Annotated in this window: 19 protein-coding genes; 10 read left to right on the top strand and 9 right to left on the bottom strand. The window is 57.2% G+C overall.

All coding sequences use genetic code 11. The features are described 5' to 3' along the window. Positions 1-555: 555 nt before the first annotated feature. On the bottom strand, positions 556-2,205 hold the full coding sequence (locus tag FSO04_RS14310) for a methyl-accepting chemotaxis protein (RefSeq protein WP_154560304.1): 1,650 nt from the start codon (positions 2,203-2,205) through the stop codon (positions 556-558). A gap of 269 nt (positions 2,206-2,474) precedes the next feature. Here FSO04_RS14310 and FSO04_RS14305 point away from each other — a divergent pair, with 269 nt between their 5' ends. Continuing rightward, positions 2,475-3,575 (top strand): MraY family glycosyltransferase, encoded by a 1,101-nt coding sequence (locus FSO04_RS14305; protein ID WP_154560303.1) that lies wholly within the window; start codon positions 2,475-2,477, stop codon positions 3,573-3,575. A 61-nt stretch (positions 3,576-3,636) separates the two neighbouring features. Here FSO04_RS14305 and FSO04_RS14300 read toward each other — a convergent pair whose 3' ends face one another. Genes FSO04_RS14300 through FSO04_RS14285 form a run of 4 tightly spaced genes read right to left on the bottom strand, consistent with a single transcriptional unit; the run spans position 3,637 to position 8,365 of the window. Next, positions 3,637-5,523, bottom strand: a complete 1,887-nt coding sequence (locus tag FSO04_RS14300; RefSeq protein WP_154560302.1) for a polysaccharide biosynthesis protein — start codon at positions 5,521-5,523, stop codon at positions 3,637-3,639. Between the two features lie 12 nt (positions 5,524-5,535). Further along, the gene (locus tag FSO04_RS14295; RefSeq protein ID WP_154560301.1) at positions 5,536-6,558 is read right to left on the bottom strand and encodes an MraY family glycosyltransferase; all 1,023 of its coding nucleotides are present in this window, start codon (positions 6,556-6,558) and stop codon (positions 5,536-5,538) included. Positions 6,559-6,566: 8 nt separating this feature from the next. Further along, positions 6,567-7,523 (bottom strand): UDP-glucose 4-epimerase family protein, encoded by a 957-nt coding sequence (locus FSO04_RS14290; RefSeq protein ID WP_154560300.1) that lies wholly within the window; start codon positions 7,521-7,523, stop codon positions 6,567-6,569. Then, a complete protein-coding gene (locus FSO04_RS14285; RefSeq protein ID WP_154560299.1) occupies positions 7,520-8,365 on the bottom strand; it encodes a glycosyltransferase family 2 protein in 846 nt (281 codons plus the stop codon). The genes FSO04_RS14290 and FSO04_RS14285 overlap by 4 nt, the downstream gene beginning before the upstream one ends. 525 nt (positions 8,366-8,890) lie before the next feature. Here FSO04_RS14285 and FSO04_RS14280 point away from each other — a divergent pair. The 7 genes from FSO04_RS14280 to FSO04_RS14250 all read left to right on the top strand — a co-directional run bounded on the left by FSO04_RS14280 (position 8,891) and on the right by FSO04_RS14250 (position 19,039). After that, positions 8,891-10,324, top strand: coding sequence for a mannose-1-phosphate guanylyltransferase/mannose-6-phosphate isomerase (locus FSO04_RS14280; protein WP_154560298.1), 1,434 nt, complete (start codon positions 8,891-8,893; stop codon positions 10,322-10,324). A gap of 141 nt (positions 10,325-10,465) precedes the next feature. Further along, positions 10,466-10,927, top strand: a complete 462-nt coding sequence (locus FSO04_RS14275) for a GtrA family protein (RefSeq protein ID WP_154560297.1) — start codon at positions 10,466-10,468, stop codon at positions 10,925-10,927. A 286-nt stretch (positions 10,928-11,213) separates the two neighbouring features. Next, positions 11,214-12,344, top strand: coding sequence for a glycosyltransferase family 2 protein (locus tag FSO04_RS14270; RefSeq protein ID WP_154560296.1), 1,131 nt, complete (start codon positions 11,214-11,216; stop codon positions 12,342-12,344). A gap of 57 nt (positions 12,345-12,401) precedes the next feature. After that, positions 12,402-14,300, top strand: a complete 1,899-nt coding sequence (locus FSO04_RS14265) for a glycosyltransferase family 2 protein (protein ID WP_154560295.1) — start codon at positions 12,402-12,404, stop codon at positions 14,298-14,300. Continuing rightward, positions 14,297-15,235, top strand: a complete 939-nt coding sequence (locus FSO04_RS14260; protein WP_154560294.1) for an NAD-dependent epimerase/dehydratase family protein — start codon at positions 14,297-14,299, stop codon at positions 15,233-15,235. The genes FSO04_RS14265 and FSO04_RS14260 overlap by 4 nt, the downstream gene beginning before the upstream one ends. Positions 15,236-15,464: 229 nt before the next feature. Further along, positions 15,465-18,089 (top strand): glycosyltransferase family protein, encoded by a 2,625-nt coding sequence (locus tag FSO04_RS14255; protein WP_154560293.1) that lies wholly within the window; start codon positions 15,465-15,467, stop codon positions 18,087-18,089. Further along, on the top strand, positions 18,086-19,039 hold the full coding sequence (locus FSO04_RS14250; RefSeq protein WP_154560332.1) for a glycosyltransferase family 2 protein: 954 nt from the start codon (positions 18,086-18,088) through the stop codon (positions 19,037-19,039). Before FSO04_RS14255 ends, FSO04_RS14250 begins: the two co-directional genes overlap by 4 nt. A gap of 411 nt (positions 19,040-19,450) precedes the next feature. Here the strand turns inward: FSO04_RS14250 and FSO04_RS14245 are convergent, their stop codons facing one another. The 4 genes from FSO04_RS14245 to FSO04_RS14230 form a co-directional block, all read right to left on the bottom strand. After that, entirely contained in the window at positions 19,451-20,572 is a 1,122-nt protein-coding gene (locus FSO04_RS14245; protein ID WP_154560292.1) for an acyltransferase family protein, read from the bottom strand. A 257-nt stretch (positions 20,573-20,829) separates the two neighbouring features. Further along, positions 20,830-21,150 (bottom strand): hypothetical protein, encoded by a 321-nt coding sequence (locus FSO04_RS14240; RefSeq protein ID WP_154560291.1) that lies wholly within the window; start codon positions 21,148-21,150, stop codon positions 20,830-20,832. Between the two features lie 118 nt (positions 21,151-21,268). Beyond that, on the bottom strand, positions 21,269-23,023 hold the full coding sequence (locus tag FSO04_RS14235; RefSeq protein WP_154560290.1) for an ArnT family glycosyltransferase: 1,755 nt from the start codon (positions 23,021-23,023) through the stop codon (positions 21,269-21,271). A 128-nt stretch (positions 23,024-23,151) separates the two neighbouring features. After that, the gene (locus tag FSO04_RS14230) at positions 23,152-23,982 is read right to left on the bottom strand and encodes a sulfotransferase family 2 domain-containing protein (RefSeq protein ID WP_154560289.1); all 831 of its coding nucleotides are present in this window, start codon (positions 23,980-23,982) and stop codon (positions 23,152-23,154) included. Between the two features lie 388 nt (positions 23,983-24,370). On the opposite strand from FSO04_RS14230, the gene FSO04_RS14225 reads away from it, so the two are divergent. After that, positions 24,371-25,294 carry a glycoside hydrolase family protein gene (locus tag FSO04_RS14225; RefSeq protein ID WP_154560288.1) on the top strand — a complete coding sequence of 308 codons (924 nt, stop codon included), beginning with the start codon at positions 24,371-24,373 and terminating at the stop codon, positions 25,292-25,294. Continuing rightward, entirely contained in the window at positions 25,272-26,150 is an 879-nt protein-coding gene (locus FSO04_RS14220) for a phytanoyl-CoA dioxygenase family protein (RefSeq protein WP_233464849.1), read from the top strand. Before FSO04_RS14225 ends, FSO04_RS14220 begins: the two co-directional genes overlap by 23 nt. Positions 26,151-26,153: the final 3 nt, after the last annotated feature.

The following is a 26,153-nucleotide window of genomic DNA, read 5'->3' as shown; positions in this document are numbered from 1 at the left end:
AACGGTCGAATAAATGTCCGTTTGCCTGGCGCTCCGCCATGTTCCAGAGATGTTGTGTGCGTCACCGACAAATCGCCGAGGTTTGGATCCGACGGCGCGTGATTCTGTCAAACGATGTCTTTGCAGTCATGGCTCAAGCAACATCGGCAAGTAGAACGACCTCTACTGAATTGCGAGGCCCCGTCGCCGGCCCTTCCAGCGATTTCGTCGCCGGAGTCACTTCTTCGACGGACGCCGCATTGCGCTGCGCGAGTTCGTCGATCTGGGAAGCGGCCCTGTTCCCCGGTCGTTCCCGTCGCCCTACCCCAACGCGGACGCCTCGGTGCCGTCCGTCGCGCGGGTAGCGTCATCGACTGCGCTCATGGTTTCGTGAATCGTCCTCGGCGCTTTGGACAGGAGCGATGCGGTCCGACATCCTCGCCGCCGAGCCCGAGCGCGGCGCGCGACTGCGCAGTTCCGCCCACCACCGCGAGACCGCGCCGCGTTCACCGGCAGGCGCCGCTTTCGGGCTGCATTCGAGGCCAGAATACCGGCTTGGCAGAGTGGCGTCAGAACTTAAATGGCCTGAACAGATGAGATGCTTTTAGGTAGCGATGCACGACTGCGACTACCGGAATCCAATGACGCTCGATCAAGTGTGGTCAACACTGACGGGTTCCCATCAAGCCGAAACACCGCGACGGCGTCGCGCAAGACGGCCGCCTGTTCTTCCAGCGATTTCGCCGCTGCCGCAGCCTCTTCGACGAGCGCGGCATTGTGCTGCGTAACTTCGTCGATCTGCGAGACCGCCTTGTTGACCTGCTCGATCCCGTCGCTCTGTTCGAGCGCTGACGCCTCGATCTCATTCATGACGCCCGTGACGCGTTGAACCGCGTCCATGGCTTCGTGAATCGTCTTCTGAGCGTCGGACACGAGCGATGCCCCCTGTTCTACCTTGGTGGCAGATTCGCCGATCAATTCCTTGATCTCCTTCGCAGCCGCGCCGGAGCGCTGTGCGAGGCTGCGCACTTCCGAGGCGACAACGGCAAAGCCGCGCCCCTGCTCCCCCGCGCGGGCTGCCTCGACGGCCGCGTTCAAGGCGAGGATATTGGTCTGAAACGCAATCCCCTCGATCATGCCGATGATCTCGGCCACCTTCTTCGACGACTCGCTGATCCCATTCATCGTCTCAGTGACACGCGACACCACGGCGCCGCCACGTGTCACCGTATCCAGTGCGCCCTGCGCCAACAAGTTCGCCTGCTTCGCGTTGTCGGCATTCTGCTTTACGGTCGCCGACAACTGCTCCATGCTCGCCGCGGTCTGTTGAAGTGCCGCCGCCTGCTGCTCGGTGCGCGACGACAGGTCTGCGTTGCCCGAGGCGATCTCATTCGCGCCTTGCGTAATCGCCGTCGTGCTGCCGCGCACCTTCGCCACCGTCTCGACTAGGCCGTCGCGCATCTTCGTCAGCGCGCTCAACAACTGGCCCATTTCGTTGCGCGACTTGCTTTTGATTGCGATCGTCAGATCGCCCGCGGCAATGCGCTCGAAGTGCTTGATGGTTGCATTGACCGGCTTGATCACCGCCGCCGACAAACCAACCCGCGCCATCACGCCGATCACGATAGAAATCGCGCCGATCCCCGCGAATAGCAACGTCGCAAGTTGGGAACGCTGCGCCGCCGTCTCGGCCTGCTTACGCTGGCTGTCCGTCTGCAAGCGCTGCAGCGCGTCGATGGACTTCGAATAGGTCGCGTAGAAGGCATTCGCCGTTTCGCCCTGGATGTTGCGGAAGGTATTGAAGTCGAAGTCGGTCAGCGCCTTGAATTCAGGCTCGATCGCCTTATCGACGAGCGCGCTGCGCGCCTGCTCGACGTTCTGCGCGAGCTTCTTCTCTTCCTCGCTTGCGAACGGGCCGGCCATGTAATTGGCGAAGTCATTGTTCGACTCGACCAGCACCTTATGCGCGGCCGGCAACAGGTCGTCGGTCTGCTTGCCGACGCTGAAGAGCGTCTGATAGGAGCCAAGCGCGAGCTGCACCTGCAGCAGCTTCTCGGAGCTCGCCTTCAAGTGCGACAGCGCCACGGCGCTGTGCTGCGTTTCGTCGAGGCTGCTATTCGCGAGCTTGAGCGCGCCGTAGCCGACACCGATCACGGTCAGCAGGAAAACGACGAATACGCTGATCACTAGCGTCAGGCCGCCACGAATGGTGATGTTGTTAAGCATTGGGTCTCCGGAACGTCTCATTGATCGGCGGCGAACCCCGTGATGCGTCGGCGATCGTCTTTTTCGCCGGCAACTTACACTTCACCGCATCCATGTTAACGACCTGCCGGAGACCTCGTTAAATAGGTGGAATCCATGACAGGCAAGACTTTGCGGACGATTGAAGCTTCACTATCTGGGATTTTCCGCGTGTTCGGCGCAAACGCTGCTTTTCAGGACGCCATGCGTTTCGTTTGTATAATTCGGCGTCTTCGCTCAGGCCCACTTTCATGCTTAGTTTTGCGCTCGGCTTCCTCGTTTCACTGCTGATCACGCTGTTGATCGTGCGCTATGCGCATTTGCATGAAAAATTCTCGACCGATACCGATCTGGCCGGCGTGCAGAAATTCCATGTGCGCCCGGTGCCGCGCATCGGCGGGGCCGGAATTCTGGTCGGCTTGATCGTGTCCGCCGTGCAGTTGCATCATGCGTATCCCGCCGTGTCAGGCGGCATCCTGGGGCTGATCGCGTGCGGCATGCCGGCGTTCGGTTCGGGATTGGTCGAGGATCTGACCAAGCGCGTCTCACCGCTCGCGCGGCTCGTTTGCACGATGGCGGCCGCCGCCCTCGCCTACTTCCTGCTGAATATCGCCGTGACGCGCATCAGCGTGCCGCCGCTCGACTTCCTGCTCACGTATGCGGTGATCTCCTGCGCGGTCACCGTGCTGGCCGTCGCGGCGCTCGCCAACGCGATCAATATCATCGACGGCTTCAATGGCCTCGCTTCGATGGTCGCGTTCATGATGTTCGCTTCGCTCGCTTATGTGGCGTTCCAGGTGTCGGATCCGATCGTGTTGTCGGCGTCGTTCATGATGATGGGCGCGGTGCTCGGCTTCTTCATCTGGAATTTTCCGGCGGGGCTGATCTTTCTTGGGGACGGTGGCGCGTATTTCATCGGCTTCATGCTCGCCGAGCTGTCGATCATGCTGGTGATGCGCAATCGCGATGTGTCGGCGTGGTATCCGGTGCTGCTTTTTATGTATCCGATCTTCGAGACCTGCTTCTCGATCTACCGGAAGAAGTTCATTCGTGGGATGTCGCCGGGAATTCCCGATGGCGTGCATCTGCATATGCTGGTTTATAAGCGGTTGATGCGCTGGGCGGTGGGGGCTAGAACGGCGCGGGAGTTGACGCGGCGGAACTCGTTGACGTCGCCGTATCTTTGGTTGCTGTGTCTGATCGCAGTTGTGCCGGCGACGTTGTTCTGGCGGCATACGTTGCATCTGTTTTGCTTTGTGGTGGTGTTTGCGGCGACTTATGTGTGGCTGTATATGAGTATCGTGCGGTTTAAGTCGCCGCGGTGGATGGTGGTGAGGAAGGGGAAGCGGTAATTAAAAAAGGCGCCTGAGGCGCCTTTTTTATCCATGACAGCAGAACTCACCAGTGCGAGTTCTAGGAAGCTCGCGTGACCGATGTGGTGTTGCCGACACTTCGCAACGCTGGTGCGGTAGCCGGTTGATATTCCGGCACCCAACGGCGTAGATCGCGACGTACCTCGTCGTCGCTTAATACGCGATGCTGCATAAGCCACGGCAACAACTTGTCCAACAGATCGTCTGATACCTCACGCGCACGTGCGGTCCGCAACTTAGGATGCGGCGTACGTGTCGTCGTTTCGTCGCACGCCAGCAGTTCTTCGTAGAGCTTTTCGCCAGGCCGCAGACCAGTAAACACGATCCGGATCTGCTCCTCGCTAAAGCCGTACAAGCGAATCAAATCGCGAGCCAGGTCGACGATCTTCACCGGCTCGCCCATGTCGAGGATGAATATCTCGCCGCCATGTCCCATGCTCGATGCTTGCAGCACAAGCTGTGACGCTTCCGGGATGGTCATGAAGAAGCGCGTGATCTCCGGGTGCGTGACCGTGACAGGGCCGCCCTTCGCAATCTGCTGCTGGAACTTCGGAATGACACTGCCGGCGCTACCGAGTACGTTCCCGAACCGAACTGTCTCGAACTGTGTACGCGAGCTGGTCTGCTGCAAAGCCTGACACGCCATTTCCGCCAGGCGTTTGCTCGCACCCATGACGTTAGTCGGATTGACTGCCTTGTCGGTCGAGATCAGCACGAAATGCTTCACGTCGTGACGAATCGCCGCGCGACCTACCCGATAGGTGCCGAGCACGTTATTACGCACGGCCTGCCATGCGTTTTGCTCTTCCATTAGCGGGACATGTTTATACGCGGCCGCATGAAAGACGATGTGCGGCGTGTGACGCGACATCACCTGATCGAGCAGCAGCGAGTCCTTGGCATCGCCAATGATCGGAATCACCGACACGCCTGAAAAACGCTCGCTCAACTCTTCAGTGAGCCGATAGATCGCGAATTCAGACAGGTCATAAGCAATGAGTTGAGCCGGCTGGAAGCGCAAGATCTGGCGGCACAATTCGGAGCCGATAGACCCGCCTGCGCCGGTAACCATCACAATCTTGTCATGCAGCAGTGCTTCTACATGGGGCGTATCGATAGTGATCGGATCGCGGCCCAGCAGATCTTCGAGGTCGATCTGTCGGACGCGCGACAAAAACGCCTGGCCTTGCGTGACGTCGGTCAGCGCAGGCAACACGAGCGCACGTACGCCGGCGCGAACACATAGCGTCGCTACGCGCCGCTGCACGTCCATCGTGGCGGAAGGAATGGCAATGATTGCGTATTCGGTCTTCAGCGTCTCAGCCAATTGCGGCAATTCGCTTATCGACCCAAGCACTTTGTAGCCATAGATCTCGCGTCCGTGCTTTGAAACATCGTCGTCGAGTAGGCCGACGAGACGCCATTCGCTCGAACGCGACAACTCGCGGGCGAGACTCGCGCCCGCGTTGCCAGCACCCAGCACAACGACCGGCTTACCCTGTGCAACGAGCCCACCGTACAGATAAAACTCTTTGGTCGCACGGTAGAGCGCGCGTGATCCGCCCATCGCGAGAAACAGGAATAGCGGCGACACCACCAACACCGAGCGCGGCACGATCGGCATAGGTTGGACCAGCACCGAAACAACCATGGCGACGAGCGCCCCAGCGATGACTGCTTTCGATATACGTAGGAGATCCGGCAAGCTCGCAAAGACCCACATGCCGCGGTACAAGCCGAAGATACGGAACATGATGCCGTATGTCGGCAGGACCCAGAGGAGCGAGTGCATCGCTCCGACCCGGAAGTCGTCCGGGACCAGGCCGTTAAAGCGGATGACGTACGCGATCAGCCAAGCGGCGGCGACTGCGCATAAGTCGAAAAGGAAAGCGCTGAAAGACAGCCAGGTGGCCTTGTTTCTAAGCATCAGCGTCGTACCTCAGTTATCGGACAGTGTTGATTGGAAACGACGCCAGCGCATATCAACCAAAGCGCCTGCTGCACAGAGGACGGCGATCCAAACGGCCAGCACACACGACTGAAAAATCACTGAGCGGCCAAGTGCATGAATAGCAAGCATTATGCCAGCTACCATTAGTACATACCACGTCAAAGCTGTCCTGGCGTGCCCGACTCCGGAGCGCACCATACGTTGATAGTAGTGCTCGCGGTGCGCTTGCCAAAATCTTTCGCCGCGCAGCAGCCTCCGAGCAAGCGTGATCGAGGCATCAGCGATGAACGGCGCGAACACCAGGATCGGGAACCAGACGGGCCAGACTCCTCCGCGCCAACCCCAATAACCAAGCGCCCCAGCAAGAAAACCCAGCGAGATCGATCCAGCGTCACCGAGAAAAATGCGTGCCGGATGAAAATTAAACAACAGGAAGCCGAGCGCGGCACCCGAGATCGCCGTCGCTGACCACGCCAGTTCCGGCAAAGGATGATCGCTAAGCAGCGCACCGGCCGCGTAACCGGCGAAGCCGAACAGCGCCATACCGCCCGCCAGACCGTCCGCGCCGTCCATAAAGTTGTAAAGGTTAACTAACCATATCATCAAAAACGCAAGAATTACCAGGCTCCACCAGGGGGCGTCGGCGGGAAAAAGTACAACCAACCCGACCACGGCAATCAGATGCGCGGCGAACCTGATCCTCGCAGGCAATCCGCGCCGGTCGTCGATTTGCGAAACCGCCGCCAGGAAAGCAGTGCCGAGAGCGGCATACCAAAGGCTCGGCGCCAGCAGCAAGGTCGCCGCCACGGCCACCGGCACAATGCCCCAGCCGCCGACGCGCGGCGTCGGCACGACGTGTAGTGAGCGGTCGTTAGGGATATCCGTAGCGAGCCGCCAGGCCATGCCAGTTTGGAGCAGTGCCCACAGGATAGCGACGCATGCGCATGCCGCGCCAAGGGCGACTAAGGTTACGGCAACCCACGTAGGGAAGGTCGAAAGGTACGTCAACATGCGCGCCCTCAATGCGTGGATCGATACCAACGGGCGGTTTCGGCCAGCCCCTCGTCGGTGGAATAGGGCGGTTGCCAACCGAGCGTCGTGCGTATGCGCGTGGTGTCCAGCTGCAGAGCGCCGACCAGCCGGTCCACGTGCGCCGAGCGGCCTGTCAGCCGACCTGCGAGATGCAACAAGCCCAACGGCACCGGCAACAAGCGCGCGGTCTTTTGCAGATGCCCAGCGAGCGAACGAGCCAGCTCGGCGACCGTCGGAGCAGCGGCGTCTGCGACGTGAAAGCATTGGTGCGCTGCGCGCGGATCTACCGCACAGTGCATCAGGGCGTCTGCAAGGTTCTCGACATAGATCAGGCTGCGCCGCGCGTCGATCGAAGCTAGCGGCAACGGCACCCCCTTCCAGACCGCGTCCATCAAACGCAAGAAATTGGCGCGTACCTTTGGCCCGTACACCAGCGGCGGGCGCACGATCACGACATCCAAGCCGGACTCTTCGCCGTAGCTCGACAGCGCCTGTTCGGCAGCGAGCTTCGAGCGCCCGTATGCGTCCTGCGGCATCGCTATATCGTCTTCGCGTAACGGACGGCCCGAATCACCTTCGGCCAGCGCCTTAACGCTGCTGACAAAGACAAAACGCCTCACACCATGGCGCCGTGCGGCCCGTGCAACGCGAAGCGCGCCGTCAACGTTGGTTGCGCGAAACGCTGCGTCCGGATCAGCAGAATCTTCGCGCATCACGTGTACTCGCGCCGCCAGGTGCACGACGCAATCCACTTGCAACGTGGCAGGCCATGTCGCGTCGACGTCGGCGAAATCAACGCTGGCATCGACCCACTCGCCCACACCACTTTCAAGCTGCCCTGCACGCCTGACAAGGCCGGTGACCGTGTGTCCAGCGCCAAGCAATGCGCGGCATAGCGCATGACCGACAAAGCCGTTGGCCCCCGTGACGAGCACATGACTCATAGCCACTTCCACCCAAACCGGTTGAAGAACCGGAAGGCTGACGCGGCGAACATCCGGATGTGCGCGGGGCCTTTGCGGGCCGCCCCGCCACCGTGGTGCAGCACGCGCACGACGGGCAGATAGGCGATGCGGGCGATTTCGTGTGTGCGCAGGCTCAGGTCGTAGTCCTCGAAGTAAAGAAAGTAACGGGGGTCGAAGCCAGCGAGTTTTTTGAGCACGCTCGTACGAAAAAACATGAAGCAGCCGCTGACAATGGGGGGATCCCAGACGATGTCGCGCTCGTTGATCAGGTCGTGCATCTCGTAGCGCGCCAGGCGCCGCGCGAAGAAGCGGCGTAAGCGCGCAGGCAGGAAGCCGCGTACGAAGAGGTCTAGCAGCGTCGGATAGCGGCGGCAGAGGTACTGGATGTGCCCTGCTCCGTCGGCGATGCGGGGGGTGAGCAGACCAACTTGTGAGTGGCTTTCGAAGAACTCTACTGCACGTATGAGCGCCTGCCGGTCGAGATCGATATCCGGATTGAGTACAAGGTGATAGCGGCTCGCTGCGCGCTCGATGGCCAGATTGTGGCCGCGACCATAGCCGACGTTGCCGTGCCCTGCAATGACCACGCAGGCTGCGCCATGCGCGCGCAGAGCGTCTAAAGCAGCCGTCATGTCAGGCAGTCCACCATTGTCGACGAGACAGACGTCCAGTCTGAATTCGGGGTGCGTTGCTCTGAGCGACTCGTAAGCGGCGCCAAGGCTTTTCAGCGTCTGCGCGAGATGCTGCACATCCGGCCGGTAGACGACCACTGACACGGAGAGAACTTCAATCTCGTTGCCCGGTTCACGCGTAGTTTTCATGTGGAAAATGCGATGTGTCTTCTAAGCGACACTTTATTTATGAGAAACGGCCATATTTCGATCCGCAAGTGTGCGGAAAATGCTGGCATTCGGCAAGCCGGTTTTCGGTTTGTTACGTTGGACAACGCAGAACTCAGCATTTTCGAACGACTGAGCATACGTCGCATTATGTATCGGTAACATCGCCCGATTTTGAAGGCGCAAGAGCAAAAGGTTGCAGCGCTTCCATTTGCAGCCTTTGACTTGAGCGCATTGAGCGCAGACGGTTAGCCACACGCCTTTCAATGCGCTACGGCTGGCGCACGTTACACCACTTTCGGGAAGTGACGAACACGTTTTTTCTGGACGCAAGCGTGCCGAGGAGTGGCTCCCAACACGGAAAATCAAGCCTGATACGTCGGCATGTACCGCACCGGCAGGATTTGGCACAATGCCGCATTTCTCACGCTGACGCCTCCCGGCGCCGGCAAACGTTTCTACGCGACTGCGAACGTCATCCAGAACATTATTGCTTGAAGGATTTCCATGGCGAATCTACCTATCGTGCCCGTCATCCTTGCTGGCGGTTCCGGAACGCGTCTGTGGCCTCTCTCCAGAGCGCTATTCCCGAAACAATTCCTGCCGCTGACTGGCGAGCGCACCATGCTGCAGGAGACACTCGAACGGCTGGATGGTATTTCGGGACTCCGCAGCCCGATAGCAGTCTGTCACGATGACCACCGGTTCATCGTCGCGGAACAGCTTCGTCAACGCAATTCGCGGGACGCTACCATCATTCTGGAGCCGGTCGGGAGGAATACAGCGCCCGCCATTGCCATCTCGGCGCTGCAGGTATTGAAAAATCAGTCCGACCCGCTCCTGCTCGTTCTGGCCGCTGACCACGTCATCCAGGATGTCGACGCCTTTCATCAAGCCATAGAGATGGCGGCTGAGAGCGCCGAAACGGGAGCAATGACTACGTTCGGGATTAAGCCCGTAGCGCCGGAAACGGGATATGGCTATTTGCGCGCGCAGGCGGAGGAGCAAGGACAGGTGAAGCGGCTCGCCACGTTCGTCGAAAAACCGGACCTGGCTACCGCACGAGCCTATCTGGAGTCTGGAGAGTATTTCTGGAACAGCGGCATGTTCCTGTTTCGGGCATCGGTTTATCTTAAAGAACTCGAAAGGTTCGCACCGGACATGCTGAAAGCATGCCGTGCAGCATTGGACAAGGCCACGAATGATCTGGACTTCGTGCGGCTCGACGTGGAAGCATTTAGCCAATGTCCGGAGGACTCCATCGACTACGCCGTCATGGAGAAAACGGACAATGCGGTAATCGTCGCGTTGGATGCCGGCTGGAGCGATGTCGGCTCGTGGTCGGCGCTGTGGGACGTCGCCGACAAGGACGATGACGGAAACGTCACGAAGGGCGACGTCATTGCGCTAGAAAGTGAAAATTGCTTCTTTCAGTCGTCGGGCGGGAGGCTGGTCGCCGCTGTCGGACTCGACAACCTCATCGTTGTGGACACCGACGACGCCGTGCTCATCGCGAACAAAGATGACGTTCAGCACGTCAAGAAGATTGTCGAAAAGCTGAAGCAGGACGGGCGCTCAGAGGCTGTGCAACACAGGCTGGTGTACCGGCCGTGGGGGAGCTACGACTGCATCGGCCGCGGATCGCGCTATCAAGTCAAGCGAATTACCGTTAATCCGGGAGCCCGTCTCTCCGTGCAGATGCACCACCACCGAGCGGAGCATTGGGTGGTCGTCTCGGGAACTGCACGCGTCAAAAACGGAGGGAATGAAACGCTGCTGACCGAAAACGAGTCGATTTACATTCCTGTGGGAAACGTCCACGTGCTCGAAAATCCTGGAAAAATTCCGCTCGAACTGATTGAAGTCCAGTCCGGCGCCTATCTCGGCGAGGATGACATCATCCGTTTCGACGACCGCTACGGCAGACATGAAAGGAAGTGAAAGCGAACCGCGCCCGGGCGAAGCTCTCGTCGCCCGCAGGCTGATCATGTACCATACGACACTCGGCATTCTTTCGGCGGGAGAAAAATATTCTTGCGCAAACGGCGTGGGCCGTAGATATCCCACGAGGGCAATGACAATATGACTCGTTTCTTTTCGACCGCGTTCCTTAGGGAAATTTTTGCATTCGGAGTCGTCGGCACAATCGGGTTTGTCGTCGACACGGCCGTTCTTTACCTGTTGAAAGGGCATTTCGGCTTGTTTTATGGCCGGGCGGTGTCGTTTGTCTGCGCCGTATTCGCGACTTGGCTCATCAACCGCACATGGACCTTCAAAGACAAGCGCTCGTCGCTAGACGCTAAGTATGAGTTCGCCGTTTATTTGCTGCTGATGCTGATTGGCGGGGCTGTCAATTATTCGGCGTATGCGTTCACTGTCTCGAAACATCCCCTCGCGGCGGCTCACCCGATCATCGGTGTCGCCATAGGCAGCATCGCCGGCATGTTCGTCAACCTCATGACCTCCCGCATGATCCTGTTCAAACACGGCGATCCGACGGATCAGGCCGATGAACCGCTCCGCAGAAAGATGGGTTATCACTGAGCGCCCGACCGTCACCCCCGTGTCCCGCCACCGCGCTTCTGCGCACGAGAGTGGCCCGCCGTTGGTACGCACTGTCAAATACGTCTGCTTGGCGCATTCGAACGGAAACCGACTAGGTCATTGACAAAATGAGGGCTAACCTGCCGGGAAGCACCGCTCCCGGCATCGTCGGACTCAGCCGCGCGACATGGCTGGAGATAACGAACCGGAATGCTCCTGTCAGCCGCCAGCACGCTAATCGCTCTTTTCACGAAATTTAAAGACACTCCTCAAGGGAGCGCCATCTATGCATTCCACGGCCCCACAACATTCCGTCAAGCTCGCGCAGAATTCGATCGCCCCCGAACTCTCCATCATTGTCCCGACGTACAACGAAAAGGCAAATGTCGGAGAACTCGTGCGCCGGCTCAATCTGGCCCTCGGCGATATCGCCTGGGAAGTGATCTTTGTCGATGACAACAGTCCGGACAGGACATACGAGACTGTTAAGCAAATCGCTAGCAGCGATTCCCGCGTCCGCTGCATCCACCGCATTGGACGCAGAGGACTGTCGGGTGCCTGCATCGAGGGCATTCTGTCCAGCGCGGCACCGACAGTCGCAGTCATGGACGCAGACCTCCAACACGATGAGTCCATCCTGCCGAAAATGTACGAGGCGATCCGCAACGGCGCGGATCTCGTCATTGGCACACGGTACTCCGGAGAAGAAGCTTCGAGCCAAGGGCTCTCGCCAATCCGGCAATGGGGGTCAAACCTGGCGACTGGTCTCGCGCGCAAGTTTCTCCATCTCGACGTCAGCGACCCGATGAGCGGCTTCTTCATGCTGCCCAGGACACGTGTCGACGCCATCACCTCGAAGCTTTCGGACGAAGGGTTCAAGATCCTGCTCGACATCATCGCGTCGACGCCGACGCGATTGAAGACCGTCGAAATCCCATATCACTTCAGACAGCGGGTCGCGGGCGAATCCAAGCTCGACAGCCTAGTGACAGCCGAATATCTTGGACTGCTGTGCTCCAAATTGTCGGGCGGCTTTCTCCCAATCCGCTTCCTGATGTTTTTGATCGTCGGGGCCACGGGTATCGCGGTGCATCTGGCAACGCTGCAGGTGGCAACGCACGCCTTCGGATTGTCCTTCCCTTCCGCCCAGTTGACCGCCACGCTGGTCGCGATAGCGTGGAACTTTATTCTGAATAACCAGCTCACCTACCGCGATCGCCGGCTAAAGGGCATAAAATTCCTGTTCGGCATGGCAACGTTCTATGCGGTGTGCAGTCTCGGTACCTTCGCGAACGTCGGTGCAGCCAGTTGGCTCTTTGAACACGAGCCCAATCAGATCTTTGCGGGTCTGGCTGGGGCAATTCTCGGAGCGGTCTTCAACTATGCGGCGTCTTCCGCTCTGACATGGCACAAGTAAGCTAGCGGCCATAGATTCTGGTTAGGACCATCACCTTAGCAACTGCTCCAGTTCACAATGAAAAGATATGTCAACCTTGCCCGCAGAGTGATTGGCCTCGTTAGACGCGATGGCGCCTATCCCCTATTGAAGAAAAGCGTGGCCGTCTTCCGGCGAGAAGGGTTGACCGGGCTGAGAAGACGCGCTGGCAATGGCGCCATTGCCGTCCGCGACTACGCCGAGTGGATAGAATTGTACGACCGTCTCGACGAAGACGCGCTTAGCCTGATGAAGTCAGACATCGCGGCGATGTCTGCGCCACCGCGCATCTCCGTGGTCATGCCAACCTACAATGCCGATCCCTTATGGCTGGCTGAAGCGATTGACTCCGTGCGCAACCAGATCTATCCGCATTGGGAGCTTTGCATTGCGGACGACGCCTCCACGAGCCCGAAGGTACGCCCGCTACTCGAACGATACATGCAGGAGGACGCACGTATCCGCGTCGTGTTTCGCGAGAAGAATGGTCATATCTCGGCGGCATCGAACAGCGCACTGGACCTCGTGACCTCCGACTGGGTCGGGTTGCTGGATCACGACGACATCCTCGCGCAGCATGCGCTCTATTGCGTCGCGAAAGAAATTGTCCGCCGCCCCGATGCCCGGCTGATCTACTCCGACGAAGACAAGATCGATGTAAACGGGCGGCGCCACGATCCGTATTTTAAGTGCGACATGAACATTGACCTGTTCTATTCGCACAACATGATTTCGCACTTCGGCGTCTACCAGAAGCGCCTGCTCGACGAAATCGGCGGCTTCCGTGTGGGCCTTGAAGGGTCACAGGACTATGATCTCGCTCTGCGTTGCCTGGAGCGCATCGGCCCTGATTCGATCGTCCACGTCCCGCGCGTTCTCTATCATTGGCGGGTGCATCCGTCCAGCACGGCCGCGTCGGGAGATGCCAAGCCCTACGCGGTGGTGGCCGGCGAGCGCGCCCTGAATGAGCATTTCGCGCAGCGGGGCATCGACGGTAGCGTGGAAGGTCTTGCGTACGGATATCGCGCCCGCTACCGCCTGCCTGAACGGCGACCGCTTGTCAGCTTGATCATTCCGACTCGCAATGGCGTCAATCTGCTGAAGCAGTGCATTGATAGCATTCGAACCAGGACCACCTACGCTCCATACGAGATCATCGTCGTTGATAACGGCTCCGATGAGAAGGCGACGCTCGACTATCTGCATGGCCTCCTGTCCGCTGACAATATCCGCGTGATTCGCGACGACCGCCCGTTCAATTATTCGGCGCTCAACAACAGCGCGATCGCAAGCGCAAACGGAGAGATCGTCGGCCTCATCAACAACGATATTGAAGTGATCTCCGACACGTGGCTCGATGAGATGGTGTCATTGGCCATTCAGCCAGGAGTCGGCGCGGTCGGGGCGAAACTGCTCTACCCGGACGGAAAAATCCAGCATGCGGGAGTCGTCGCCGGCATGGGTGGCGTCGCAGGCCATGCGCACCGGCTGTTCCCGCGTGACAGTTTCGGATATTTTTCCCGCAATGCCCTCATCAGTTCTTTCTCAGCCGTGACTGCCGCCTGCCTAATCGTGCGCAAGGCGATCTATGAGCAGGTGGGTGGATTGAACGACATCGAGTTGGCAGTCGCGTTCAACGACGTCGACTTCTGCCTTCGCGTCAGAGAGGCCGGCTATCGCAACGTCTGGACACCATATGCGGAGCTGTACCATCACGAGTCGGCAACGCGCGGCAGCGAAGACAGTCCGGAAAAAAAGGCGCGCTTCGCGCGCGAGGTCGCCTACATGCATGAGCGTTGGGGGGACTCGCTCGAGCAGGATCCCGCCTATAGTCCGAACCTGGCGTTAGATCGTACCGATTTTTCCCTCGCCTGGCCTCCTCGGGTCGAATCGCTGTCGCACCGTCCTGCGCCGCACGAGAATAAGGAATTAGCATGAGAATCACTGTCTTCGGCGGCGGGGGGTTCATCGGATCGACGATCGTTGACCGCCTGCTCCGCGATGGTCACGAGATTTGTGTTTTCGAGCGCCCACGTGTCGGCCCTTATCGGCAGTTCGACAATCGTGAGAACGTGCGCTGGATGACGGGCGATCTCACCAGCGTGCACGACATTACGGAAGCCATTGACGGCACCGACATCGTCGTTCATCTTGTCTCGACAACACTGCCGAAAAGCTCGAACGACGATCCCATTTACGACGTGCAGAGTAACCTGGTTGCGACGCTTCAGTTGCTCAACGCGATGGTCGCGAAGAACGTGAAGAAGATCGTATTCATCTCGTCCGGGGGAACCGTATATGGCGATCCCATTTATCTGCCCGTCGACGAAAAACACCCGACCAACCCGAAGGTCTCGTACGGCATCACCAAACTGGCGATCGAAAAGTATCTGCTGCTCTATCAGTATCAATACGGGATCAAGGCAAACATTCTGCGCGTTGCAAATCCTTACGGAGAGCGGCAGCGCGTGGAGACGGCACAAGGCGTGATCGCCGTTTTCCTCGACAAGGCTCTCAGAAAACAGGCAATCGAAATCTGGGGAGACGGCACGGTCACTCGCGACTACCTCTATATCGGAGATGTCGCCGAAGCGTTCGCCCGCGCGGTTAAATACGACGGCACGGAGTCCGTATTCAATATCAGCTCAGGCAACGGCACGAGCCTGAACGAAATCATCGGCAAGATCGAAGCGATACTCGGACACCCGGTTGAGCGGACCTATCGCCCGGGCCGTCCCTTCGACGTTCCTGCCAGCGTGCTCGATAACACACTGGCACAAAGAGAATTGGGATGGCATCCCGAGGTCGACCTGGACGCGGGAATTAAACTGACGGCCGCGTGGCTACGCACCCAGATTCACGAAGGGCGATAGCCGCGGAACGAGATTGATCGCGCGCCGATAAGCGCGATCGGGTCTGCGCATAGCGTCGTATCTCCGTTGAGAAGGCATGCGCCGGTCGCGGCGAGATATCTCGCCGCGACCGGGTTTAACACGCACGTCGGACGACCTGCTCCGCATGGCCGGGCGACTCCCAATTCCACCCGAGGATTACCTTTTGTCGACGACTGTTTGGCGTATTCAGCGAACGGATGCTGTTCCGTTGCTTTTACTCTTTGTGCTGCCCATTGTCGCGGCGCTGCCGGGACTCATGGGTCTTTACGACGCAAACCCGATGCTGTATCTCGGCGGGGTCGCGCGAAACTATCGGCCCGGCCTGATGCAGGGTTTTCCATACCTCGACCCAAACAACGCTTTCACCGCGCAAGCGCTCGGCTATCGCACCGCACTGGACTGGCTCGATGGAATCGTTCCCTGGTGGAACTATTTCTCGGGTGTCGGTTTGCCACTCGCAGCCGAATATCAGCCCGCTGCATTCTTCCCACCGACGTTAATGCTGCTGCTGCCAAACGGCATGCTGTTGCAGCATATCCTGCTTCAGATTATTTCGGGCTGGGGCGCGTACGGCCTGCTACGGCAGTTGGGACTGAGTCGGCTCGCGGCCGCAACGGGGGGAATGCTGTTTGCGTTCAATGGCGCACTCGCGTGGTTCGATCACGCGCCTGCGTTGCCTGTTCCGTTCTTGCCTTGGATGCTGTGGGGGGTAGAGCGTGCGTTCGCCAAAGCCGCGGCCGGCATCCGAGGCGGATGGCGGCTGTTCGCCGTCGCGCTGTGGATGAGCGTCATCGCCGGGTTTCCCGAAACTGCGTATCTCAACGGCCTGTTTGCGTTGGCATGGAGCCTGTTGCGCCTTTGGCAAGCGCGCGGTTGCAGGCTGGCGTTCCTCACGCATCTCGCGTTCGGAGGCGTGGTCGGTCTCGCGTTGTGCGCGCCGCAGATTCTCGCCTTCTTCGAATTTCTGCCTCATGCGTGGCTCGGCGGCCACGGCGGCGGGTTCGCAAATGTCGCGCTCGATCCGGCGGCCATATTACCGAGCCTGCTTTTCCCTTATGTATTTGGGCCGATTGCCGTCGGTGGGTCGGCATGGGACCGGTTAGGGACGATATGGGGCTCGATAGGAGGCTATCTCAGTCTGATCGTGCTTGTCGTCGCGCTATACGGCGCCATACTTCGCCGCACGCCGCTCACCTCGCTGCTTCTGGCGTGGGCGCTCGCGGCACTGGGCAAATCATTCGGCGTCCCGGTGGTGAGCGCGCTGTGGAACCTGGTTCCGGGCGTCACGCAAGCGGCCTTCTTCCGCTATGCGGTGCCGACGTGGGAACTAGCCTTGATCATCCTGGCGGCGCAGGCAATCGATAACCTGCGCGAGCAGACGCACGAGCGAGCAACCCATCGGCGTCAGATTGCGATCCTTTCCGCGCTGCTGTTACTCGCTGGCGCGCTCTATACGGCATCCCTCTGGCACAACCTGCGCGAGATCGTTGCGATACGAAACGCGGCGGTAGCTTCCGTTCTGTGGGGCCTGATAACGGTGGGCGCTTTCGGCACGGTCCTGCTGCGCTACCGTCCGGCCCGGGCTGCCGCCGCGATCAGTGCGATCCTCGTTGTCGACAGCGTTCTGATGTTTTCCGTTGCGACGTTAAGTAACCCTCGCTCGGGCGACGTGGACACGGAGGCGATCAGCTTTTTGCAGAAATCCGTTGGACTGCATCGCATCTATTCGCTTGGCCCGATTCAACCCAACTACGGCGCCTACTTCGGCATTGCAGCGATCAACCACAATTACCTGCCAATCAACCAGCGATGGGTGGACTGGATAACGGCGCATCTCGATTCTCATGCGGATCCCGTCTTATTCACCGGCAACGATCGGGCTGCCGAATCAACGGTGCCGACGCCGAGCCAGGAGCTGGTTCGCAATCTCGAGAACTACGAATGGATCGGCGTGAAGTATGTGGTTGCGCCGAGCGGCGACAATCCGTTCATGGCGGTCCTCCCTAGCAAGACCGACTCGTCATCGCATTCGCCGCTGCAGATGATGCCTGGCGACACGGTGACGGGGACGTTGTCAACGGGCATGACCGACAAGCCTGTGACAATCGATCAGCTTGGCATCCTGATTGGCAACTACAGCAACACGTCGGACGGCATCCTGGCAGCCGAAATCTGCGTTGACGCCCTATGCGCGAGCGGACAGCGGGATCTGAAGGAATCCAACGATAATTCGACGTTCTATATCCCGATGACGCGTGACCTGCCGGTCGAAACCCAATCCATGATCCACTACCGCTTGACGCGTAGTGGCGGCAGCAAGCCCTTGGTGCTCTGGATGTCGGGCGTACGCTCGCCGGCCGAGGACCAGCAAATCAAGGGACCGGCGGGCGCACTGACGGGTCACGGATTGCAGGTGAAGCTCCTTGTAAAAGATGACAAGGCGCCGTTGGCCAAATCCGTGTACGCCGATCAGGTCATGAACATCTACGAACTCAACCAGCCGAAGCCCTATTTCGAAGAGCTTGGGCAATCGTGTCGCGTGACGGCAGAAGGTCGCGAACGCGTGACAGCGGACTGCTCTGCCCCATCGACGTTGCTGCGGCGCGAGTTGTTCTTCCCCGGATGGACAGTCAAGATAAATGGTTCACTTATGCCGATTACCGAGCATAAAGACCTTTTCCAGTCTATCGCTTTACCCGCAGGCAAAAGCAGCGTGGTCTTCCGCTATGAGCCGCCGCATATGATCTGGGCATGGATTGCCATGCTCGTCGGTTTTGGCACGTTGCTATTGCCCGCCATGAACAAGAAATCGCACGAAAGGAAACATCAATGAGGCCGCTCAAGATCGCAGTACTGATTCCTTGCTACAACGAGGAAGTCGCCATCGGCAAGGTGGTCCGTAATTTCAGGGAAGCCCTCCCCGAGGCGACGATCTATGTCTACGACAATAACTCCCGCGATCGGACTGCGAGCGTCGCCGCGCAGGCGGGTGCCATCGTGCGGCAGGAAACCCAGCAGGGTAAGGGGCACGTCGTGCGCAGAATGTTCCGGGACATCGATGCCGACTACTACATCATGGTCGACGGCGACGATACCTACGAGGCAGATCTCGCACCCGAGATGTTGCGCACGGCCATGTCGGGACCTTTCGATCTGGTTAACTACATCCGTAGAGAAACCGAGGACGCGGCCTACCGGGGCGGCCACCGGTTCGGCAACCTCATGCTCACGGGTGTCGTGCGCAAGATCTTCGGCAACCGCGTCAAGGACATGCTTTCGGGCTACAAGGTTTTCTCTCGACGTTTCGTCAAGTCGTTTCCTGCCTTGTCGGCCGGCTTCGATATCGAGACCGAGCTGACCATCCATGCGCTCGAACTGTCGATGCCGATTTCGCATGTCGAGGGTCCGTACCGCGGTCGCCCGGAAGGGTCGGAAAGCAAGCTGAACACATACCGTGACGGCTACCGAATCCTCAAGCTCATCATGAAGCTGATTCGGCACGAGCGGCCGATGTTCTTTTTCGGCTGCATTAGCGTACTGCTGACGTTAATCGCGTTGGTGCTGATCGAACCGGTTTTCGCGCACTACGTGGAAACTGGGCTCGTTCCGCGGCTGCCGACGGCAATCCTGTCCGTGAGCCTCGTGATCCTGTCATCGTTGAGCCTGATGACGGGCATGATATTGGACACTGTAAGCCGCGGGCGTAGAGAAGTGCGAATGCTCGCTTATTTGCAGTATTCGCCGTACGAAGCAACAGACGTGGTTGAGGAATCAACGTCGTAAAGAGCTTTAAGCAAACTCCAATCCGACGGCGCACTCGTACACGAATAAGGTTAACGTGCCGACTGTCGTCCTTACCGACGAAGGGTGTTCATAAGGCGCCGCACTAACTATCGAGTGATACTATTGGCTCAACGGGGTCCGCCTTAACGTTAAAGTCGGCGCCCATACCCACCGTGATAGCTGGTCCGAAGACGTCGTTGGTTAGCAAGTAGGCAGCACGCCCCAGAGCTTCCACCTGTCAGACGCCCAGCGGTCCGTTGCGCCCGCGCTCGGTGCATCGGTCGGCAATGGCCGCTTCTTGCTGTGATACCCGCATTACTTCGTGCGAGTCAACAGCAACCAGCGCGATGCGCCCGCTGTGGAACGATGCGGATGCGATAGAGGTGAAGGTGAATATCCTACGAACCATTGCTAAATGGTGCCGACCGAAACCGGCTTGCTTTTGGAACCAAGCCTCCTTATGTGGTTGCGAGCCGGCTTCTCGACGAGCGCCCACAGCAAAAGTGAAATCGCTATCGCAGCTATCCAATATCCCGTGCAGAGAGCGAAATCGGAGGCCCCTAGGCTGCCTCGATAGCTGTCAAATACCCTCAACAGCAGTTGATGAGATAGATACAGGGCAAAGCTCGCCTCTCCCAAAATGACAAGCGGGCGAGCAGAAATTAGCTTTGAGATTAGCCCATTGCCGAGCGCAAATACCAATATCAACAGCGGAAAAGCGGGCGCGTCGGTACATTCAACTCCAAATATGGCCCACGGCGAAGAGGCAGTGTAACCTGCGAGCCTTTCGATAAAAACGATCAAACCGATGGCACACACCTCAAGCACCGTCCACACAGCCGTCCCGCTAGGCAGCACCCACTTTCTGATTGCGTCGAAGGCCCTTGCAGTCAACATTCCAAGCAAAAACTCTATTATCCGGACAAACGGCGAAATGTAGCCAATCCCTTCAGCAGATACCGCTAGAGGCGTTTGAGGATTAATCAGCGAAACACGATATACGCTTGCCACAGCCAACACACCAAACACGACAAGGGCAACTATCGCGGACTTCCAGTGCCATGTGCTCTCCCAGCGATGACGCAACACTGGAAACATCAGATAGAAAAATGCCTCAGTAGAAATGCTCCAAGAAACCGCATTAAAACTGAAGAAAAATGCAATAATCGGGATCCAAGCGTGAATTAGGAAAATATTCACCAAGAATATTGCCACGTGATGACCATCAGTTCCACCAAAAAACCAACCTTGAATCGGAATCACTACGAGGAATGTGCCAAGCATGAACAGGTGCAACGGCCAAACCCGTGCTATTCGAGCCACATAAAATCGGCGCACGCTTCCGACACTATCGAAGTCGCGATAGGTATAACAAAGGATAAACCCCGAGAGCACGAAGAAGAAACTGACACCGAAGTCATAATGAAAATGCGGAATCCAGTCCATCGAGCGGAATGCACTCTTGCTATGTTCAATAACAATCGAAGCCGCCGCAAAAAACCGAAGTGCCGTCAAGCTATCAAGTTTCTTCATACAACTTCCAACTGGTATACGCCTGCCATGCTCATGCAGGACGGTTCTGAGCCACCGTGAATCGCTCCCCCAAGAGCAGGAACGGACGTTCCTGCAGATGATATGAGATACCGGCAAGCACTAACGTTATAAGGATGCCGACAGCAAGTCGCGCATACGAAGCCGACACGCTCCATAATTCCTTCCGACAACCACAGGCCGAAAAGGTGAAAGACATAGATGCCGTACGCAACCTTGCTGAGATATCGTAACGGCATTCAACCCAGCACTCGCGCGGCAAATTCAGACTGTTTGACGGAGAAGATCAGTGGGCAGCAGGCCGTTACCGCCTGCGGATAGCCAATCACTTCGACCGTCTCGAACAACCCTAGCGCTTCATCGATCCAGATTTCCACCCCTGCGGACAGCAGGAACGCGCTCAAAGCCAGAAACAGGTCAACACCGAAGCAGGCGAGATAGTTCTTGAAGGCTTGGACAGACCTGACGGTCGGGCCGTAAGGAAGTATGACAGACAGCGCGGCAATAGCTCGCAATCCATGTAGCAAAGGCAAGCAAAACTCGTCCTTACGGCTGGTCATCTACAGAATTATGTGAATTTTCCACATATTACCTAATTGTCGGAACACAGACGTCAGCCCCTTGGCAGGTATCCAGGCGGGACACCCACCTATCCAAGCTGATTTTTATAGAGCTTCTTTATTTCGCTGCAACGCCAGCGTTGCAAGACGCCACATTTCTTTTCCACACACCAAGATGCTGCCCCGGCCGAGGTGTTGGGAAATCCTTAACCTGCTTGAATCCTGAAGACTCCAAAGCACTTCCCATCGTAGCCAGATCCGCCCGCGGGGAGAACTCTCCATGTTGATCATTTAGCATCAGCGCGAAACACGCGGCATTTTGAGGAGACTGAGCTAGCCAACTCGTATACGACTCCAGTTTCGGTTCAAGGAGAGCCGGGTCGACTTGAACCATCGGTACCATAAAGCCGGACTTCTTGATCATCTCCAACCCAATTGAATTGACATTCAATATCATGTGACGGGAAAGGAGTAGAACTGGACCTTTATTGAAATCTTCCGTTGCCAGATAACTTGAAACCGACCTGTTCAGATCGCGCCAGGCCATCGCCTCATCACGACCCAGAATAAAATTTGGCTGATTTTCGGGCGGAAAGTCGTTCTGTTGCAGGGACATATGTACCAAGGTGCCACAATCGAGCAATGGGCCGGTCCAAGCGTCGTCACCACCAAAACCTTCGGCGAACGGCTTCGACATTCCCACACAGCGATAGAGATCCTGGTGGGCATAAGCGGCTACCGCAAAAAAGCCTACGGATAATGCGAAATATGCGACCTGAAGCCATCGCAATCCAATTGTTCCAAGCCACGTTGCCACGCAAAAAACCATGACGGTATAGATAGGTGAATCAAATCCAGTCCCCATATTTTGACTTGTCCAAAGCACACCAAAACAGGCAAGACAAAGCGCGGAGCCTGAAAGAATCAAATTACTCGTGACGCCTCTCTTTCTCCGCAAGAGCACAGACGACAGCCCGACAAGGAAAATTGGGACGATAAAAAAGAAGTGAGGCAAACGCATCTGAACAAAAATCCATCGAAAGCGCAGACTCAGATTCGCCCAGGTAAATACCCCTTGCGAATGTCCATATTCCGCTGCATGTGCACCGTAGCCAAACGAAAACAAATATCCAAATACACTGGAAAAATTTCTCACATACCAAGGCAACGCGACTATGAGAAACACAATAATCGATAACACGATATTCTTTAGTGTTTCCCGCGAAAAGCCGCGCGCGAGGTAGAGGTAAATGAGAAACGAAAAAGCAAATGCCGGCAGGAAGGCTAACGCCATCGTCCTCGACAGGATCATGCATCCGAGAGCCGCACCCACCAGCGCGGAATAGGAACTACGTCGGAAGCCGTCAGAAAGGACGAAACAAGCGAAACTGGCAAAGAAGAAAAACGTCGTTGCCGTGACAAATTGAAAACCACGGCTGAACACCACGAAGTTCGACAACGAAGCCAATAGAATGCAAGCGAGCAACGCATGCGGCAATGACGAGCGCCTAAGTACGACAAACATCAATGCCAACGTGCCAACAGCAAAGCCAACATTGCAAAGGAATCCGTAGTTTTCGTTGACTCCAAAAGCAACCATCGCCAATGATGCGACAACGGGCGCGAGCGGCGCGAAACCAAGCGGCGCGGAAAGCGCGTGCAACCAGCCGGTCCAACCACCGTATATCTTGGCTTTTGCAAACGCGACTGATAGCGCCAGGTAGCCAGACTCGTCGATATCCAGTGATTGACCAAACCGATATTTGACTAGCCAGTGCACGGACTGGTAGATAAACAATACCAACAGCGCGGCAAACAGTATGTATATAACAGCGTCACTGCGCCGAATGTTAAGAATTTTGCTTTTCGTCATTATCACATCCAGCGTTGAAGTCGTAAATCCGGCAGTCGCGCAAGCAACAAATTTCCGGGTTGCTGCAGGTTTTCACCACCCGCACCGATTTGATTAAAATCGGAGTTCCGGCAACATGTTCTCAAGCGCTAGCCCTGGTGTTCGAGATAAGCCCTGAAAACCCGATCATAGTCAGTCTGGTGATAGATCTCCTCCCATCGCGGGGAAAAGCTCTCAACCAGATTGTTATACATTTGAACATCCACAGCGTTCAATTGCTCCGCCAGCCGGATATCCTCAGCATCGACATCGGCATAACTGGAATCGGAGACCCTGACATTATGACGCGGAGAAAACCTCATACCGTTCATCGCGAACAGCAACTTGACGGATGCGACGTAGTTTTCCTGCATACCAACCCAATAGTAATTCCGCTTGATCCATTCAGCCGCATCCGTACCGTTGCTGGAAATACCCGGTGTCAGCTGACGGCAGATCCCGTTTATATTATCGGGAGCCTGAACGAGATGACGAAACGTCGGATAATTTTTCTTGAACGAAGCGTTATCCGGATGCGCGCTCGAGCTATGGTATTTATAAAAAGAGACGAGCCTGGAAATGGGATGCCGAATGAACGTCACCAACCTCGCCTGAACCAGATTCTCCTTTTCGACGATCTGGTCGTAGGAAAAATGTCCAGAAACCATTCGACACCGCGCCATACGGCGATCGTTCAACTCCAGCAAATTGCTGTTCAATATCGCCGCGTACTTCTTCCCATCAATGGGTAATTCGACTTTCGAAAAATCGACAAACACATTCTCGGAGGGCTGAAATCTTTCAGCGAGTTCCTCCCGGAAAGATGAACCCGCAGTTTTGGCGACATGGAGGAAAATGATCGGCTTTGCCTGCTCTTTCCTGTCATCGAGGCTACACAGAATAAACGCCTTAGCTCCAAGGTCAAACAAATCGCCAATCATCTCGCTTTTCCTGATATTACATTTAGTCGCCGGACTAATTTCTTGCGCCGACGTCTTTCGCCGCTGTCCAGATAAGCTGGACTTTAACCGTGATTCACCACAAAATTCGTGACACGGAAAGCGCTCACCGTCGTGTATGCCTTGGTGAATCATGCGCCGACGCTGGGATGACAGCGCCAAACCATAGTCGCCGACACGCGCCGCTGCCAGCATCTTTGCTGGCAAACCCGTATTAGACCCCGTCTGACCTCCCTTGTATAGCCACGGCGGGGTCGGTTTGGCTCGGCGGTAAGCTCCGGTAAGCAGGCTCCCGTCATCCCGTGCACCCGTATAAAACCCGGGACCGGGCCGCTATAATGACCGTTTCAATTCGGGGATTTTCCTGAATATGCAATGGCTTAAACGTGGGCTCGTCTATCACACCGATCGGGATGCCCCGGCCGGTACTGTGCGAGCCATGGTTCCGACCCCTTTGCTCATCAACGATCACACCATCCGCATTTTTCTCACCATTTGCGATGCGGATAATGTCGGACGGCCATACTTCGTTGATGTCGACGCATTGGACCCGACAAGGATCGTCGCGAAGTCAACGGGCCCTTTGATGCAAACGGGCGCGCCGGGAGCGTTCGACGAGCGGGGCATCGTGGCTGCGCAAGTGCTGCGCAATCCGGACGGAACCTTGCTGATGTACTACTCGGGTTTTGGACGTTCCGACTCTGTTCGATATCAGATATTCATGGGCCTGGCTCAAAGCTTCGACGACGGCCAGAGCTTTGTGCGGGTACAAGATTCACCGATTCTGGGACCTACCCCGGCGGAATCCATGTTTCGCTGCGCTCCGTTCGTCATGCCGACAGAGCACGGATATCAAATGTGGTACACGGCCGGTTCGACCTGGGAAATCGTCAATGGCAAAGAGGTGCCTCGCTACTCGCTGAAGTATCTTGAATCGGCCGACGGAATCAGTTGGGGTAGCGAAGGCCTAGCCTGCATGAGCTTTGGAGCGGATGAACATGGGATAGGACGTCCCTGGATCACAAAAACGCCAGAGCGCAAGTACCAGATCTACTACTCTATCCGACGGATCTCCCTCGCTGCATATCGCCTCGGTTACGCTGAGTCCGACGACGGACTTCACTGGAACCGAATGGATGACCAGCTCGGACTGGACGTTTCTCCGGGATCATTTGACTCCGACGGCATGTCCTACACCGCTTTGATAACCGCGCACAATAAGACCTACTGCTTTTACAACGGCAACGGGTTCGGTCGTGAGGGATTCGCGGTTGCAGAACTCACCACCCCTTAGATTGCACGAGCAAAACCCAGACATGAAAGGCCCTGACATGGCAGTGTTGACTCACGGAGTAACACAACGGCTTGCGTCCGAAGACGCGATCGACGAAGCGGTAGCTGAAATGCGTATCAATGGCTACACGATACTAGACAGCGGTCTTCCTGCCGATGTTATCGAAAGGCTCAAATCGGGAATCGACCGGATTTATCAGGCGCAGATTAGCGAATTTGGAGATGAGCAAGCACTCGCGAGCATCAGCGACACCGACATCGCGCGCTGTACGCTCGCTTATGATCCCGACTTCCTGACCCTCGCGACCGCTCCAAATCTGATGAAGCTCGCGACCAGACTGCTAGGCAGTGAATTCGTACTCATGCAGCAGAATGGCATCATCAATCGACCTGACCGCCAGAACTATCAGGTGAAGTGGCATCGTGACCTTAGCTATCAGCACTGGACGAGTTCGAAAACGATCGCGTTCAATGCGTTGCTATGCGTCGATGAATTCACGAACGAAAACGGTGCATCCTTTGTACTCCCTGCGACGCATCACATCGAAGAATTCCCCACTGACCAATTCGCGTCTCGCCATGAAAAGCAAATAGCGGCTCGCGCCGGATCGTTTATCGTGCTGGACGCGATGCTCTATCACCGGGGCGGAATTAACGTGTCGACCGACGTTCGTCGAGCCGTCAACCACCTCATCGGCCTGCCGTTCCTCGCACAACAGGTGAATTTGCAGACCGCACTTGAAAGCACTGGAATGCCCGCGCCCACCGATCCGAACGTTCTGAAATATCTGGGCTTTCGATGGTCCCCCGCGACGCACGCCAAGGACTGGCGGGAGCGGCGCATGCCCTCGCGCTAGATT

Origin of the sequence: Paraburkholderia madseniana, assembly GCF_009690905.1 — a bacterium.
GTDB classification, from domain to species: domain Bacteria; phylum Pseudomonadota; class Gammaproteobacteria; order Burkholderiales; family Burkholderiaceae; genus Paraburkholderia; species Paraburkholderia madseniana.
The sequence above is the reverse complement of the archived record's forward strand: the minus strand, read 5'-3'. Positions and strand labels throughout refer to the sequence as shown.